The 14,070-nt window shown below is 59.1% G+C and carries 14 protein-coding genes; 5 read left to right on the top strand and 9 right to left on the bottom strand.

The window, feature by feature from the left end; genetic code table 11:
- The first annotated feature begins 114 nt into the window (after window positions 1-114).
- The 5 genes from zwf to AC3E6W_RS05480 all read left to right on the top strand — a co-directional run bounded on the left by zwf (window position 115) and on the right by AC3E6W_RS05480 (window position 4,446).
- Window positions 115-1,662 carry a glucose-6-phosphate dehydrogenase gene (gene zwf / locus AC3E6W_RS05500; RefSeq protein WP_313968193.1) on the top strand — a complete coding sequence of 516 codons (1,548 nt, stop codon included), beginning with the start codon at window positions 115-117 and terminating at the stop codon, window positions 1,660-1,662.
- Window positions 1,659-2,645, top strand: coding sequence for a glucose-6-phosphate dehydrogenase assembly protein OpcA (locus AC3E6W_RS05495; protein ID WP_490652542.1), 987 nt, complete (start codon window positions 1,659-1,661; stop codon window positions 2,643-2,645). The genes zwf and AC3E6W_RS05495 overlap by 4 nt, the downstream gene beginning before the upstream one ends.
- Entirely contained in the window at window positions 2,638-3,738 is a 1,101-nt protein-coding gene (locus tag AC3E6W_RS05490; RefSeq protein WP_049334142.1) for a 6-phosphogluconolactonase, read from the top strand. Before AC3E6W_RS05495 ends, AC3E6W_RS05490 begins: the two co-directional genes overlap by 8 nt.
- Before the next feature lie 119 nt (window positions 3,739-3,857).
- Complete coding sequence (locus AC3E6W_RS05485) at window positions 3,858-4,109, top strand: toxin HicA (protein ID WP_490652541.1); 252 nt, start codon at window positions 3,858-3,860, stop codon at window positions 4,107-4,109.
- On the top strand, window positions 4,102-4,446 hold the full coding sequence (locus AC3E6W_RS05480; protein ID WP_490652540.1) for a type II toxin-antitoxin system HicB family antitoxin: 345 nt from the start codon (window positions 4,102-4,104) through the stop codon (window positions 4,444-4,446). The genes AC3E6W_RS05485 and AC3E6W_RS05480 overlap by 8 nt, the downstream gene beginning before the upstream one ends.
- Window positions 4,447-4,561: 115 nt before the next feature.
- Here the strand turns inward: AC3E6W_RS05480 and AC3E6W_RS05475 are convergent, their stop codons facing one another.
- From AC3E6W_RS05475 to AC3E6W_RS05435, 9 genes are all read right to left on the bottom strand, one after another.
- Window positions 4,562-7,204, bottom strand: coding sequence for a hypothetical protein (locus AC3E6W_RS05475; RefSeq protein WP_490652539.1), 2,643 nt, complete (start codon window positions 7,202-7,204; stop codon window positions 4,562-4,564).
- 512 nt (window positions 7,205-7,716) lie between these two features.
- Window positions 7,717-7,974: a preprotein translocase subunit SecG gene (gene secG, locus AC3E6W_RS05470; protein WP_049334137.1), complete on the bottom strand. Its 258-nt coding sequence runs from the start codon at window positions 7,972-7,974 to the stop codon at window positions 7,717-7,719.
- Between the two features lie 108 nt (window positions 7,975-8,082).
- Complete coding sequence (locus AC3E6W_RS05465; RefSeq protein WP_490652538.1) at window positions 8,083-8,547, bottom strand: hypothetical protein; 465 nt, start codon at window positions 8,545-8,547, stop codon at window positions 8,083-8,085.
- A gap of 279 nt (window positions 8,548-8,826) precedes the next feature.
- Complete coding sequence (tpiA, locus tag AC3E6W_RS05460; RefSeq protein WP_049334135.1) at window positions 8,827-9,603, bottom strand: triose-phosphate isomerase; 777 nt, start codon at window positions 9,601-9,603, stop codon at window positions 8,827-8,829.
- Between the two features lie 244 nt (window positions 9,604-9,847).
- Window positions 9,848-10,297 (bottom strand): hypothetical protein, encoded by a 450-nt coding sequence (locus tag AC3E6W_RS05455; protein WP_490652537.1) that lies wholly within the window; start codon window positions 10,295-10,297, stop codon window positions 9,848-9,850.
- Between the two features lie 70 nt (window positions 10,298-10,367).
- Window positions 10,368-11,246, bottom strand: a complete 879-nt coding sequence (locus tag AC3E6W_RS05450) for a DUF6318 family protein (RefSeq protein ID WP_490652536.1) — start codon at window positions 11,244-11,246, stop codon at window positions 10,368-10,370.
- A gap of 2 nt (window positions 11,247-11,248) precedes the next feature.
- Window positions 11,249-11,842, bottom strand: a complete 594-nt coding sequence (locus tag AC3E6W_RS05445; protein ID WP_490652535.1) for a DUF6318 family protein — start codon at window positions 11,840-11,842, stop codon at window positions 11,249-11,251.
- Between the two features lie 45 nt (window positions 11,843-11,887).
- The gene (locus AC3E6W_RS05440; protein ID WP_490652534.1) at window positions 11,888-12,754 is read right to left on the bottom strand and encodes a DUF6318 family protein; all 867 of its coding nucleotides are present in this window, start codon (window positions 12,752-12,754) and stop codon (window positions 11,888-11,890) included.
- Between the two features lie 15 nt (window positions 12,755-12,769).
- Window positions 12,770-13,528 (bottom strand): DUF6318 family protein, encoded by a 759-nt coding sequence (locus AC3E6W_RS05435; protein ID WP_490652533.1) that lies wholly within the window; start codon window positions 13,526-13,528, stop codon window positions 12,770-12,772.
- Window positions 13,529-14,070: the final 542 nt, after the last annotated feature.

The raw sequence follows: 14,070 nt of genomic DNA, 5'->3' as shown, positions 1-14,070 counted from the left end.
ACCCAAAACGGTACAATACTGGGTACACACCTTCACGATGCGGCATCGCCACCGCGCGATATGGTACGAACCGCGCGCCGCACGCACCAACCAAGGCAATCAAAGGAATATATTGTGACTTTCGGTCAAGAAGCGAACCCCCTGCGGGACCCTCGCGACCGCCGCATCACCCGCATCGCGGGCCCGTCCGCGCTCGTCTTCTTCGGCGTGACCGGCGACCTGGCCCGTAAGAAGCTGCTTCCGGCAGTGTATGACCTCATGAACCGCGGTTTGCTCCCGCCGAGCTTCGGCCTCGTCGGCTTCGGCCGCCGCCCCTGGAGCGACAACGACTTCCGCGACTACGTGCGTGAATCCGTTGAGGCAAACGCCCGCACCCCCTTCCGCGAGGACGTTTGGAACCAGTTCCAGCAGGGTATGCGATTCGTCGAGGGCGCCTTTGATGACGACGCCGCCTTCGAGAAGCTCAAGAGCACCCTCGCCGAGCTCGACGAGCGTGGCGCACACGGCAACCACGCCTTCTACCTCTCCATCCCCCCGAAGGCCTTCGAGCAGGTCCTCACCAAGCTGGCCGAGCACGGCCTGGCATCGCACGATGCCGACACCGTCAACCCCGTCGACGGTTGGCGCCGCGTGGTCATCGAGAAGCCCTTCGGTCACGACCTGAAGAGCGCGCGCGAGCTGAACTCCATCGTGGAGGCGGTCTTCCCGCCCGACGCCGTGTTCCGCATCGACCACTACCTGGGTAAGGAAACCGTTCAGAACATCCTGGCGATGCGTTTCTCCAACCAGATGTTCGAGCCGCTCTGGAACTCCCACTACGTGGACCACGTGCAGATTACCATGGCCGAGGACATCGGCATCGGCTCCCGCGCAGGCTACTACGACGGCGTGGGTGCGGCCCGCGACGTCATCCAGAACCACCTGCTGCAGCTGCTCGCCCTCACCGCAATGGAAGAGCCCCTCAGCCTGGACGCCAAGCACCTGCGCGCCGAAAAGGCGAAGGTCCTCGAGGCCGTGCGCATCGACGACCTGCCGAACTCTTTCGCGGTCGGACAGTACTCCGCAGGCTACCAGGGCGGCGAGCACGTCAACGGCTTCTTCGACGAGAAGGACATTCCCGCCGACTCCCGCACCGAAACCTTCGCCGCGCTGAAGCTCTCCATCGCCAACCGCCGCTGGGAAGGCACTCCCTTCTACCTGCGCGCCGGCAAGCGTCTGGGCCGTCGAGTCACCGAGATTGCCGTGATTTTCAAGAAGCCCGCACGCTCGCTCTTTGGTGAAATCGAGAACGCGCATGTCGGTCAGAACGCCATCGTGATTCGCGTGCAGCCCGACGAGGGCATGACCATTCGCTTCTCCGCGAAGGTTCCCGGCACCCAGATGGAAATCCGCGACGTGAACATGGACTTCGGCTACGGCCACTCCTTCACCGAGGAATCCCCCGAGGCCTACGAACGCCTCATCCTGGACGTGCTGCTCGGTGAGCCGCCGCTGTTCCCCCGCCACGAAGAGGTCGAGCTCTCCTGGAAGATTCTCGATCCCTTCGAAGAGTACTGGGAAGAACACCACATTAAGCCCGAACCCTACGAGTCCGGTTCGTGGGGTCCGCGTTCGGCAGACGAAATGCTCGAACGCGACAACCGCGCTTGGAGGCGCCCGTGATTTCGCATCTGCACCACACCACCGTTTCCGCCATCAACAAGGAACTGAGCCAGCTGCGCGCCAACAACGGCAGCCTCAGCAGCGGACGCGTGCTCACCCTCGTTGTGCTCGCCGAGAAGGGCCACTCCCGCGAGGCCATGCGCGCGGCGATTCGCGCCTCCCACGAGCATCCGAGCCGCATCATCGTGCACATCTCGCACGACCCGCTCGACTCCGACCAGCTGGACGCCGAAATCCACCTGGGCGGCGACACCGGCGCATCCGAGATGATTGTTCTGCGCGGCTGGGGTAGCGCATCCCGCCCGACCGAGGCGCTCATCTCCGGTCTGCTGCTGCCGGACTCCCCCATCGTGGTCTGGTGGCCGCACTCGGTGCCCGAGAACCCCGCCAAGGATTCGATTGGTCGCATCGCCCAGCGCCGCATCACAGATTCTGCGCGTGCGGCGGACCCGAAGGCCACCCTGACTCACCTGGCCGAGGTGTACCGCGCCGGCGACACCGACCTGGCCTGGACCCGCCTCACCCTGTGGCGTACTCAGCTGGCCGCGCTCCTGGAGCAGATGCCCGCCTCCCCCGTGCGCCGTGTAGTCGTGTGGGGTTCGGGCAAGTCTCCGTCCGTGGTTCTGCTCGGTACCTGGCTCGGCTGGAAGCTCAACGCACCCGTTCACCTCGCCACCATTGGCGCGGCGAACCGCGGCCTGTACCGCGTCAGCATTGAGCGTGAAGACGGTTCGGTGACCATGTTCCGCCCCGGCGTGTCCGTGGCGACCATTTCCACCCCGTACGCACCCGATCAGCAGATTGCTCTGCCGGTGCGTACCCTCGCCGAGTGCATCTCTGAGGAGCTGCGCCGCCTCGACCCGGACGACACCTACGGTGACGTGCTGAAGCAGGCGCTGCGCACTGTCACCCTCGTCGATGACACCTGCCAGCCCGAAGACATGCTGGACCTCGAAGAATACCCGGAGGTTTTCGATGCCTAAGATTCAGAACATGGGTTCTTCCACCCCCGTCCTGGTGGCACACCCGACCCGCGAGGCTCTCGCCGCGGACGCGGTGACCCGCATCCTCGACATCATTGAGCATGTGCTCTCTGAGCGCACGATTGCCCACATTTCGCTGACCGGTGGCACCATGGGTATCGCCACCCTGAAGGCGTGGGCTGAGAACGAGCGCGTGAAGGATATCGACTGGTCGCGCGTGCACTTCTGGTTCTCGGACGAGCGTTTCGTGCCCGAGCGTAGCCCCGAACGTAATGACGGCCAGGCTATTGAGGCGCTGCTCGCTCCCCTGCTGTCGCACGGCCTGGTTGTGGGCAATGTGCACCGCATGGGTCCATCCGATATTTTCACCGGCCTTGAGGCTGCGGCTGAGCACTACGCTTTTGAGATGCGTGATTACGCCGGTTCTGCACCGGCTGTGAGCGTGCAGATGCCCGAGGGCGCAACCGAATTGCCGCTGGCTGGCGGTCACGGTGGCGGCGCAGGTCACGAACACGGCGGATCCGGCGGCTGTGGTTGTGGTGGCGGCGGTTGCGGTTCTTCCGCACCCGAGCAGTCCCTCGAAGAGACCACTCTCGAAGACTTTGACGCTGCCGCTGAGGCTGCCGAGTCCGCCGGTGGTTGCGGATGCGGCGGCGGTGGTTGCTGCGGTGGTGGCGGTGGCCAGTGGCCCGCACCGGTCTTCGACATCACCCTGCTGGGCATGGGCCCGGACGGCCACATCGCTTCCCTGTTCCCGGGCCGCAAGCAGGTTCTGCTGGGTACCGGTCTACCGGAGGATCCGGTTGAGGGCGGTAAGGCCGTGACCGTGATGGTTTCTGATTCGCCGAAGCCGCCGGCTGAGCGCGTGTCGGTGACCCTGCCGATTATTAACAACTCCCGCAACGTCTTCTTCCTCATCACGGGTGAGGATAAGCAGGATGCGACTAGCCGCCTGCTGGCTGGCGCGAAGCTGGACGCTGAGGACCTGAACGCGGAGCTGCTGCTGGAAACCCCGGCGGTGGGTGCGCGCGGTAAGAAGCAGACCCTGATTTTTGCAACTGAGGAGTCGCTGGCTCCCGAGAACCGCCCGTAAGGTTCGGTTCTGAACTGCATGAGATAAAGGGTGGAGCCCCGGATAGTTTCGACTATCCGGGGCTTTTCTCTATGGTTTTAAACCACCCCGAAATGGTACTAGAAGTGGTACTATGAAGTATGCCGAGTATTGAAGATTTAGTTGCGAAGATGGCCTCCAGCCCTCAAAACGTTACTTTCACTCAACTTCAAAAGGTATGCACCCATTTCTTTGGAGCGCCGCGTATCCGCGGATCTCACCACTACTACAGCACCCCCTGGTGTGGTGACCCTATTGTCAACATTCAACAGGGAAACTCCGGTAAAGCAAAGAAATACCAAGTCAAGCAGGTTCTAACTGCCATTCGAAAACTGGAGAATAACGATGACTAGTACTCTCCCCCGCCAAGAGCTCTACACCTACCGCGTCGAGTGGTCTGAAGACGACCAGGAATTCGTCGGAACCGTCGCCGAATTTCCCAGCCTCTCATACCTGGCCCCAACCTCTACCGAGGCATTCGCAGGTATCCGAGAAGTCGTCGCCGACACCCTCGAAATTCTTGAAGAAGACGGCCGCGAGGCACCCGAACCGTTCTCTCTGCGTTCCTTCTCAGGACGATTCAACTTGCGTGTTTCACCGCAATTGCATCGTCGTCTGGTTCAGCAGGCAGCGTTTTCTCACCAGAGCCTGAACCAGTACGTGAGCCAGCAGCTCGAGGCAGTCGCCTAAGTAAGCCAGTACATCTTCATCATCCGACGAAGATTCCAAAATGTTATGACATGACAAAAGGGTGGAGCCCCGGATAGTTTCGACTATCCGGGGCTCCACCCTTTTCTACGCCCGCTTACTGCTCAGAGGCGGCATGATTCTGCGGCTCTTGCTCTTCCGAAGATTCATCCGACTCGAAGCCCACGTAAAGTGCCGCCAGCGACGGAACCGTCGCCTCCAGCACCTCCTGCGCCTCCTCGGGGCTCGGGGCGAGCTTCGCGCCAGTCAAGCGCAGGTACTCGCGCACCGTCATGGGCTGCGCCCAGTCGAAGTGCTCACGCACGGCGGTAATGTTCGCGCCGGACTGCAACACGTTAATGCCGTGGGCAAGACCAATATCCGTCACCTTCACGATGGCGTCGGTCTCCTCCGGGATGTCGTACGGGTCGCGGTTCTGCAGGTTCACGATGAACGGCAGCACGCCGCGGCTCTCAGCGCGCAAGGTGAACTTGGTGTGCACCTGGCTCACCTCGTGCACCTCACCCACGCCCACGGCGGGCACCAGCATGAAGCCCGCCTGCAGATCGTTCACCGCGGCCAGGGTGTGCGCCTCCCCGAAACCGGAGTACAGTTGCACCACCGGCACGAGGTAGCACACCTCCGCCTTGAGCGCCTTGCGTGCCTCAATGTCGATGTACTCCCAGGCGCCGCCGGTACCGTCCGTAATGTCACCGGAGTGGTGCGCGTAAATGGCGCCCTGGCTGTTCTTCGCGGTCTGCGACCAGTAGCTGATCTTGTCCATGTAGTTGCCTTCGGCGTCGAACATCATCAGCGACAGGTCAATGTCCACGCCCTCATCCCAGAAGCAGAAGAGGCGAATCACGCCGGTGGGCGGCAGGTGCACCGTGGAGGTGTTGTAGCGGCCCATGCCGTCCAGGGAGGGGCGGGCGCTGCGGGTGTTCAGCGGCATGATCGTATCGCCCACCTGCTCGGGCAGGTAGATGCTGGTCTCGGCAAGGCGGCCGGACAGACCAATCTCAACCAGGCGCTCCAGCAGGTCAAGCACCGCTGGGCTGTACTCGCGCGCCGGAATCATGGTGGCGATACCGGTCTTGGACAGGTTCATGCGCTGCGGGGCGGCAGGCTCAGCCTTCTGAGCGGAAGCCGCGCGGCGCTCCTCGCGCTGGCTCGTAGAGGGGTCGGAACCGACCGGAATGGAAGGTAGCGGGTTCTCTGGGCCGGAATTATCCCCAAAGAACGAACCCAGCGGATTCGGAATGCCCGCGTTCTGCATGATGTTCTGAACCCTGGCGACGCCCTCCGGGTTACGGCGCGCGTAGTCAGCGAGCTCCCGGTCCTCCTGCACCGCCACAGGGTTGGCGGGGCGTTCCTTCGGCGGGTTCGCGAGCGCGTTACGCTGCAGAGTCACCAGGTTGCGGATCTGCACCAGGATGGGCGCGGAAACGCGCGGCACCACGGCGGCGAACGCATCAAAGATGACCTGCTGGCCGGGGCTCGGTGCGGTGTCGATGCCGTAGCGCGGCACCTCAAACGCGGTCAGGGCGCGCACCAGCTGGCGCGCGAACACGCCCGGGCGCGTGGACAGCAGACGTGCCACGTTCTGCGCATCCTGGGTTGCGTAGGCGCGGTCCACCAGCGACTCGAAGCTGTATACCTCGCCGCGGTACAGGTCGTCAGCCCAGCGGCTCAGCGCGGTCAGCGACGGGTAGTCGCCGGGGTGAACCGCCTTGACGAGGCGCTTGTACATTTCGGCGCCGGGCGCGCTGTCGTAGCGGGCACCGACCGGGTCAGCCTCCAGCACCCGGTTGAGCAGGTGCGCGATGCGGGTGCGTTCGCTGCGGCGCAGCTTCAGGCGCGGTGCGATGCTCAGGCTCAGGTCCCCCACCGTGCCGTTGAAACGCAGGCGCGAGTATGCGGCGGCGAGGGCGAGCGCCTCCTTCATGGTGCGCAAGTGCTCAGCGTCTTCGGGGTGCAGGCAGGCGGCGATGAACACGCGGTTTTCGCGGCTGGTGTTTTCCGGCCGGGCAGCCGGCAGGGCGTCATGCTGGGCGAGGAAACGGCGCAGCGCCACAAGGTCGCGCTGGTCGGTCTGGTTGTACGCCTGCTGCTGGCCGAGTAGCTGCCGGTAGAGGGCGTCCGTCATGATCAGGGCGTTCTGCACGCCGCTGACCATCTGCAGGGGTCGGCGGTTGCGTTCCATACTGGTGAAGTTGGAGCGGCTCATCGGTTGCTGCCACTCGTAGGGCACGTAGTTCTCGGGCAGGCCGCCAAGGATACGCTCGGTGCCGTCCGGGTTGTAGTACGGGTTGGAGAGGTAGTGCATGATCTGCTCGGTGTAGCGCTGCTCGTCGGTGAGCGTCAGGGCGCGCAGATCAAAGTCGCGGCGGAACACGCGGCCGGGGCGGTACCCGTATTCGTAGGACCAGATGGTTGCGAACAGGGCGAATTCGTTGGCGCTGGCGTTCAGCGCCTGGGCGAGGGACTCAGGGCTGAGGGTCAGACCGCAATTGCTCAGGACGGATACTCGCCCCAGGTCGGTGTCGAATGCGCCGGAGTGGTGCAGCTCGTTAATGCTCGAGTAGTTCGAGCGGTAGTGGGGGCCGTCCAGGTCGGTGAAGACATACACGCCGTAGCGGCGCATCAGGATGAGGCGCACGAGGGGGCTGAGGCCCTCGGGCGCTTCGCCGTGAAGGTAGGCGGATTCGTTGAAGTAGGGTGATTCCTGCAGGTAGGGGGATGCGTCGTAGGGGGTAGTCACGGGTCGTCCTTTCCGTTGGTCCCACCCGACTGTCACCGTCGGTGGTGTGCGGCTATGTTCTTATCGTAGCGGCGTGGGCGCGGGTTGTCGCTGGGTTTGGTCATCGGTGACCTGCGGGGTAAATATTCGCGGGGAGCAGCCGACCGTTACGTATCGCGGAGCCGGGGCGGCGCTTATCCGCCGCGTGCTTGTCCATCAGCCGCTTATCCTGCCGGCCGCGCGGGAACGGGGGTTAAAAGAAAAATGGCGGGAAGCGAAGAATCCGACAAATATAAGAAAAAGATATTTCAGAAAGTAGGACTCTTCATGATCCGCCATTACCTATAGAGTACTCCCGCCCCGCGACGGTGGTCAAGCCGTTTCGTCACGGGGCTGTGAGTGGGGTTGGGTGCACGAGGGTTCGTGCACGAGGTTGGGTACATAGGGTTGCGCGCATAAAAAATCCCCGACATTCTCGGTTGAGAAATGCCGGGGAGAAGCTCCATCCGTTCACCCGTGAAGGTGGGTTCAGACTAGACCACAATCTGGCCGTTGAAGCGCAGGGCCAGGCCGTACAGGACCACTGCGATAACCCAGATGACGATTACGGTCACGGTCAGGCGAATCAGGTTCTTCGACGCCATACCGGAGGAGTTCAGGGAGTTGGTCATACCGCCACCGAACATGTCGGAGAGGCCGCCGCCCTGACCGCGGTTGAGCAGCACGAGCAGCACTGCAATCACGCTGGTGATGGCAATAATGACCATGAGTACGTTCATGATGACGTCCATGGGGACCTTCCTGTAGTCATTCTTCGGGCGGGGTCTGCGGCTTTCGCATTGCAGACAGACGATTTAACTATACGCTACCGTCGCCGTTCGGTCACGTTGATTAGGTTTTTAGGCGGCGCGGTTGGTGCGGCGCTGGTACTCGCTGGGGGTCAGCTGCAGGGCCGCGGGCCGGTCGGTGAGCACGCGCTGGGCGGTGAGCTCATCGCCCTCAGTGTCGTAGGCGCGCACGTACCCGCCGTCGATGAGGTAGTAGGTGAACTGCTGCGCGGCCGCCCAGTAGGCGCCTCCTTCAGCGTAGAAGCCCTGGTCTACCCAGTCACGCAGGGTGAGGGTCACGGGGATTTCCGGTGAGGAGGTGCGGCTGTAGAGCTGGTCGAGGAATGCTTCTCGGCGGCTCTCGAAGTACTGGTATTCGGGTGAGGGCTCCCTGTACTCTTCGCCGCCCGCGTAGCCGAGGTTGCCGCCGTCATTGCCGGGTAGGCGCGGGGCGCTGACCCTGCGGTTGCGGATGTAGAGGAAGAGCATCGTGCCGATGAGGCCTGCGATGATGAGGGAGAATCCGAAGCTGAACATGCCGTTAAGTGTACGGGGTGAACCGTGCGGCGGGCACGTTCCGGGCGGGTTTTGTGGCGAGGGGCGAACGGGTCCCGGCGTATCGCCCACCGGCCGCGCATCGCCGGTTAGCGGGACTCCCCTTAGCCCAACTCCCCCGCCACTTTGCTGCCGAAGCTCACGGACTTACGGAGGTGCACCCGTGAAGAAGTGTGGTTAAGTTAAAAGGCGCAGCGCCCGGTCGGGTGGGTACCCGGCCGAGCGCCGTAATACTATGAAACGCCGTGATGCGTCGAAGCTTTATGCGTCGAAGCGTGCGATTGCTGCGAACTCTTCAGCCTGCAGGGATGCACCGCCGACGAGCACGCCGTCCACGTCTTCCTTACCCATGATGGAGGGTGCGGAGGAGGACTTGACGGAGCCGCCGTAGAGAACGCGGACCTTCTCTGCAACGTCTGCGGAGTAGAGCTTAGCAATCTCTGCGCGGATAGCTGCGGACATCTCCTGAGCATCCTCTGCGGTTGCGACCTTGCCGGTGCCGATAGCCCAGACGGGCTCGTAGGCGACGACCAGGGTCTCTGCCTGCTCTGCGGTCAGACCTGCGATGGAGCCGCGCAGCTGCTCGAGGGTGTACTCGACGTGGGTGCCTGCCTCGCGGACCTCGAGGGGCTCACCGACGCAGAGGACGGGGGTCAGGCCGTGCTTGTATGCTGCCTGGACCTTTGCTGCGCACAGCTCGTCGCTTTCGTGGTGGTAGGTGCGGCGCTCGGAGTGGCCGACGAGCACGAAGGTTGCGCCGAGCTTGGAGAGGAATGCGCCGGAGATTTCGCCGGTGTATGCGCCGGAGTCGTGGACGGAGAGGTCCTGGCCACCGTAGAGGATGTCCAGCTTGTCGCCCTCGACGAGGGTCTGCACGGAGCGGATGTCGGTGAAGGGCGGGAAGACGGCAACTTCGGTTGCGGAGAAGTCAAAGTTTGCGTCGTCGAGGGTCCATGCGAGCTTCTGGACGAGGGTGACTGCCTCTGCGTGGTTGAGGTTCATCTTCCAGTTGCCTGCGATGAGGGGCTTACGCGACATAGTTCGCTCCTTAGCTGTCCCGCGCGGTATGCCGTGCGGGGTTGTTGTTCGGAATTTTCCTTTCCCATTTTAGAGGGTTGGCGGCATATTTTCACCGGTTCGGCGCGGTTTTATGCTTCACGTTGACTATTCTCACTCCGCGCTCGCTGATCGTGTGGAACCCCGGATACGAAGTACCGGCAGGGTGGAGCTTAGGGGGCTCTACCCTGCCGGTATTCTGCCGGTGGTGTTTGTCTACGGCGTGTTAGTAGCCGCCTCGGAGAAGGTACGAGGTGTAGCAGAAAAAGACAATCGTCAGAACAATCACAAGAAGCGCGGTAGCACGCGCACTTATGGCGAGGGAACGCTTCCAGGGCAGTTTTCGGGTAGCGATCTTCTCAACGATGAGCGCCGCAAGAGCACAGTAGGTGAAGCATACGCACAGCAAAACAACAAACGAAATGATGAGAGTAGCCGTTGCTATCGAGGAAGATTCCCAATAGGCGTAGTACAACCAGAGGTAGGGAGAAGCTGCGATGAAGTAGGCCATGAATCCACCGATGGGGAGGCAGATAAGCGAGTACAGGCCCATGCGTTTAGGCTCTGCGGGTGCGTTCTGGGTCGATGCTGCTTCGCTGGGAGCCGTGGAGGCGGCGCCAGCTACGGCAGGCTCATGTTCAGGCACACAGGGGTGATTTTGGGGCTGCTGCTCCATATGTCTCCTAGCTGTGGTTGGTGTGGTGTGGTTATCGGTGATGTCGTGCGGTTACCGGGAAGGTGGGTTCTTATACCTCTAGCCCTTCGAGAGAGAATCCCGGAGGGTATAGCGGCGTGGCGTCCTTATCGTCTTCCACCAGCACCCAGCGGCCGCGCAGGTGCTCCGCGCAGAGGAACGCGTACTCTTCCTCACCGGTCTTCAAGAACTTATCGATGGGTAACTTCTCCCTCGTTTCGGATACGTAGAAGACAGCCTCATCGCGAATACGTCGCCTTGCCTGATATTCGCTGATATTGCGGCTGTTCTTTTGGCGTCTACCGATACCGGGAATCGTGACCTGTACACGGTACACGTCCTGATTGGCGATAAGCCAGCCGCGGTTTTCCCGATACAGCCGAAGAATCTCGGGTGAAATGATCTCTTCGGGGTTGATCACTTCAGAGAGCGGTTTGGTATCTCCGGTGTAGTAGAAATAGTTCAGGGCTGCGTAAAAGTACGCCTGAAAAATATAGAAACCACCGCGGTTATACTCGTTCATTCCCGGCTGCAGAACGGGGTACGGCACGTTCTGGGCTGCATGCTCTTCGGTTGCAGGCATGTACCTGCCGTTGCGCTCGTAGGCGGTGTAGACAAGCAGACCAGTTGAATCACCCTGTTTGACAAGCTCATCAAACTTCTCAGCCGGCTCGAGGGAAGCCAGTACCTTGTCTCGTTTGAAAAGGCGCGCTTCGTGCTTTTCCTCATTGGTGGCAAGGATACCGGTCTGACGACCGACAAAGAGAGCGCCTAGGGTGCCTGCGCCTGCTACAGCGAGGGCACGACGAGAAAAGCGGGGCTTCCGAGGCTCCTGCTGATAAGCGAGTAGCCGACCAGAAGATACCGTCTGGGCTTCCTGGGAGGAGTTCTGCTGGGCGTTCGTCTCCTGTTCCTTGCGTTGGGGCTCCATTGTTAGGCCTCCTTTTCGGGGATGAAGTGGATGTCCCAACCGGGATCGAGGAAACGGGAGCGCAGGGTGCCGTGGATTGCTCCGTCGCGGAGGAGCCCGCGCGTATCGAATTCGGTGATGGGCTGTAGCTGCCCGGTGTCTTTTCGGAAGACTTTAGCTTCGGGAAGGATGTCGAATTTGACGTTCCAGTCGAAGATTTTTTGTTCTTCATTATGGATGCGCGGCTGCGCCTCAAGGATATGCATGGTCAGGATTTGTTGGTTGGGGGTGATGACCCAGCCTTTCCCTTCGTCAAAGATATCTTGAATGGTGGGGAAGAATAGTTCTTCGGCGGTCATGGCATATTCGAGGCGTCGCGAATCGGATGCCAAAAGCATATAGTTTTGGCATCCATAATAATATTCACAGAAATATTTTAAAATTTGAACTGTAAATATAGGATTGTATGAGAAAACATATCCCGGTATAGGCGAGGAATACGCAGGATGCTCATGGTTAGCGGGAACATGAACCCCAATCAAATCAGTCTCACCCAACTTGTATTCACGCCGATAATCTTTATCGTCGAAAAACGGTTTATTTTTCTTCTCAGCCATATTTACCCCTCCTTAGATTACGGCAAGCATTTCAAAAATTTGGTTCTATTTCGTATATCCAGCAACAGAAGCACCCTTGGGCAATAATAAATCACCCTGCAGATTTTCGTCGACGCTTACCCAGCGTCCATCCAAAAACTCACCGTAGAAATCTATTGTCGGGTGGCGGTCGGTATAGAACATATCCCGAAAATATTTCACCTCGCCGGTATCGCGATACACAAAATAGGCGTCTCCATATATCGACAATTCCGTCTGCAGCTTGTATATTTTTCGTCCCTGAATCTCTCGGCTACCGTATCCGGGAATTTGTACAATATACGATTCAATCTCTTGATCCGAAACAATCCACCCCTGGTTATTGGTGATAAATTCGTACACATTAGAGAAGATAACTTTCTCGGGGTCAACTATCTTTGCTAGAGGCTCAAGGTCACCAGTCAAATACCCGTAGTTCTTGGCGGCGTTATAGTAGGCGAAGAACAAGTACATACCTGAAATATCGTATGTATTCATCTTCTCCTGGATAACCGGGTAGGGTACATTCTGTGCGGGGCTCTCACGGGTTGCGGGAACGTAGACGCCGTCCTTTCGGTATGCGGTATACACCAGCCGACCGTATAGCCCTCCTGCAGCATTCTTATTGTCTTCATCTGCAATTTTTGTTATGGGTTCGGCTGCGGCTAGTGCCTGGTTTCGCTTCCACGCGGTATCTTCTTGCGAAGTTCGTTCGTTTGACGAAAATTTCAAGCTTGAGCCAGCTACGTACAGGCCCGATGCCGCGACAGCACCCACCCCGACAGATCCCGCCAGCAGAACACGACGAGAGATTTTGGGAGTCTTCTTCTGCTCTGATGGGTTGTTACTGGTTGAGGGTTCCCGAGAAACAGGAGTGGTAATGTTTTCCTTCACTGTGTTTCCTTTCCTCTAGTTCCCCTGTACAGGACCATATGTGGGGGTAAAGTTGACTTCCCACTTGGGGCCTAAGAACCGGCACACCATCGTTCCGTAGATGGAACCGCCTGCAACAAGGTTGCGGGTATCAAAATCAGTAATCGGGTAGAGCTTTTTCTCCGCCGCGATAAAGACTTTCGCCTCCGTATTTAGGTCGTATCGAACGTTAATTTCGCACACATGATTTGCTTCATCCACAATACGGGGCTGACGTTCAAGAATCGTGAAAGCAAGAATCCGCTGGTTCGGGGTAATAACCCAGCCAGCACCTTTGTCGTAGAGTTCTTGAATGGTGGGAAAGAACAAACCTCCTAGCATATTTTTGAGATAGAGTCGTCGTGCATCCCCGGCTAGAAGCATGTAGTTCTGATAGTTTGCGTAATATGTAACGGCATAACGCAAAGAGGTTGCTGTCATATCCCCTTCAAAAGCGTTCTCATAGTATGGAGGCGGTGCAGCGTATGCGGGATGTTCCTCCGTTGCCGGTTCATATATACCAATATTGTTGACATCACCGATTTCATATGTTCGTCGATAGTCACGATCATTATGGAATGGTTTTGCGTAGGCATTATGCTTCGGAGAAGCACTCGCTGTCGCCGAAGGGGTTTCTTTTGATTTATTATCTTTGGGTTTTGGTGTGGATGAGCAGGCACTCATCGCTAAGACGCCACCAGCTCCAAGCACACTCTTTATAAGCCTTCTACGAGAAGTAGGGTAAATAATACTCACCGCAACAATCCTTGGGGTTACATAAATTTTCTACATTTGTTGTGAGTTGAAATATCTACTGCATCAACTTACAAAGGACATTCATTATTCAGACAACAAATGAGATTATTAAACGAATAAATACCTTTAGCGAGCAAACATCTGACTTGTCGGCGTTAGATACTTGAGCCGCATCGTGAGAGCCGCGTTGTGAGAGCTTCAGCGCACTCACCTTGAAAAGGCACAGGGACGGCATAAGCCTGAAAAGTAACCATATATTTAGCTTCCGGAAGTTGAAGTTGATGTGACGGTGAACGAGCTTCGTCGTCCACACCTCAAGGTAACACATGCACACTCTGCGCACGAACCCAGCAGGACGGATTCCACCTCCCTTTGCTTCCACCTTCCATAGCCAACCGCGAAGAGCTCACCTGAAAAGTCCATCAAGAAACCCCCGCCAGCACAGTACAGAAAGTACTGCCTGGCAGGGGTTTCTTGAGAAAGCTACAGCTGCCCAAATCCTTGCGGGTAGATTGGCTCGTAGGTGTTGCGGTTGCTGTAGC

This window comes from Rothia sp. SCPM-O-B-18226 (M350), assembly GCF_058213595.1.
The sequence above is the reverse complement of the archived record's forward strand: the minus strand, read 5'-3'. Positions and strand labels throughout refer to the sequence as shown.

What these genes read in the sequence shown, in the direction of transcription:
- AC3E6W_RS05490 (WP_049334142.1), top strand. Translation starts at nt 2,638, where the DNA reads ATGCCTAAGATTCAGAACATGGGTTCTTCCACCCCCGTCCTGGTGGCA.
- AC3E6W_RS05485 (WP_490652541.1), top strand. Translation starts at nt 3,858, where the DNA reads ATGCCGAGTATTGAAGATTTAGTTGCGAAGATGGCCTCCAGCCCTCAA.
- AC3E6W_RS05480 (WP_490652540.1), top strand. Translation starts at nt 4,102, where the DNA reads ATGACTAGTACTCTCCCCCGCCAAGAGCTCTACACCTACCGCGTCGAG.
- secG (WP_049334137.1), bottom strand. Translation starts at nt 7,974, where the DNA reads ATGGACGTCATCATGAACGTACTCATGGTCATTATTGCCATCACCAGC.
- AC3E6W_RS05465 (WP_490652538.1), bottom strand. Translation starts at nt 8,547, where the DNA reads ATGTTCAGCTTCGGATTCTCCCTCATCATCGCAGGCCTCATCGGCACG.
- tpiA (WP_049334135.1), bottom strand. Translation starts at nt 9,603, where the DNA reads ATGTCGCGTAAGCCCCTCATCGCAGGCAACTGGAAGATGAACCTCAAC.
- AC3E6W_RS05455 (WP_490652537.1), bottom strand. Translation starts at nt 10,297, where the DNA reads ATGGAGCAGCAGCCCCAAAATCACCCCTGTGTGCCTGAACATGAGCCT.
- AC3E6W_RS05450 (WP_490652536.1), bottom strand. Translation starts at nt 11,246, where the DNA reads ATGGAGCCCCAACGCAAGGAACAGGAGACGAACGCCCAGCAGAACTCC.
- AC3E6W_RS05445 (WP_490652535.1), bottom strand. Translation starts at nt 11,842, where the DNA reads ATGGCTGAGAAGAAAAATAAACCGTTTTTCGACGATAAAGATTATCGG.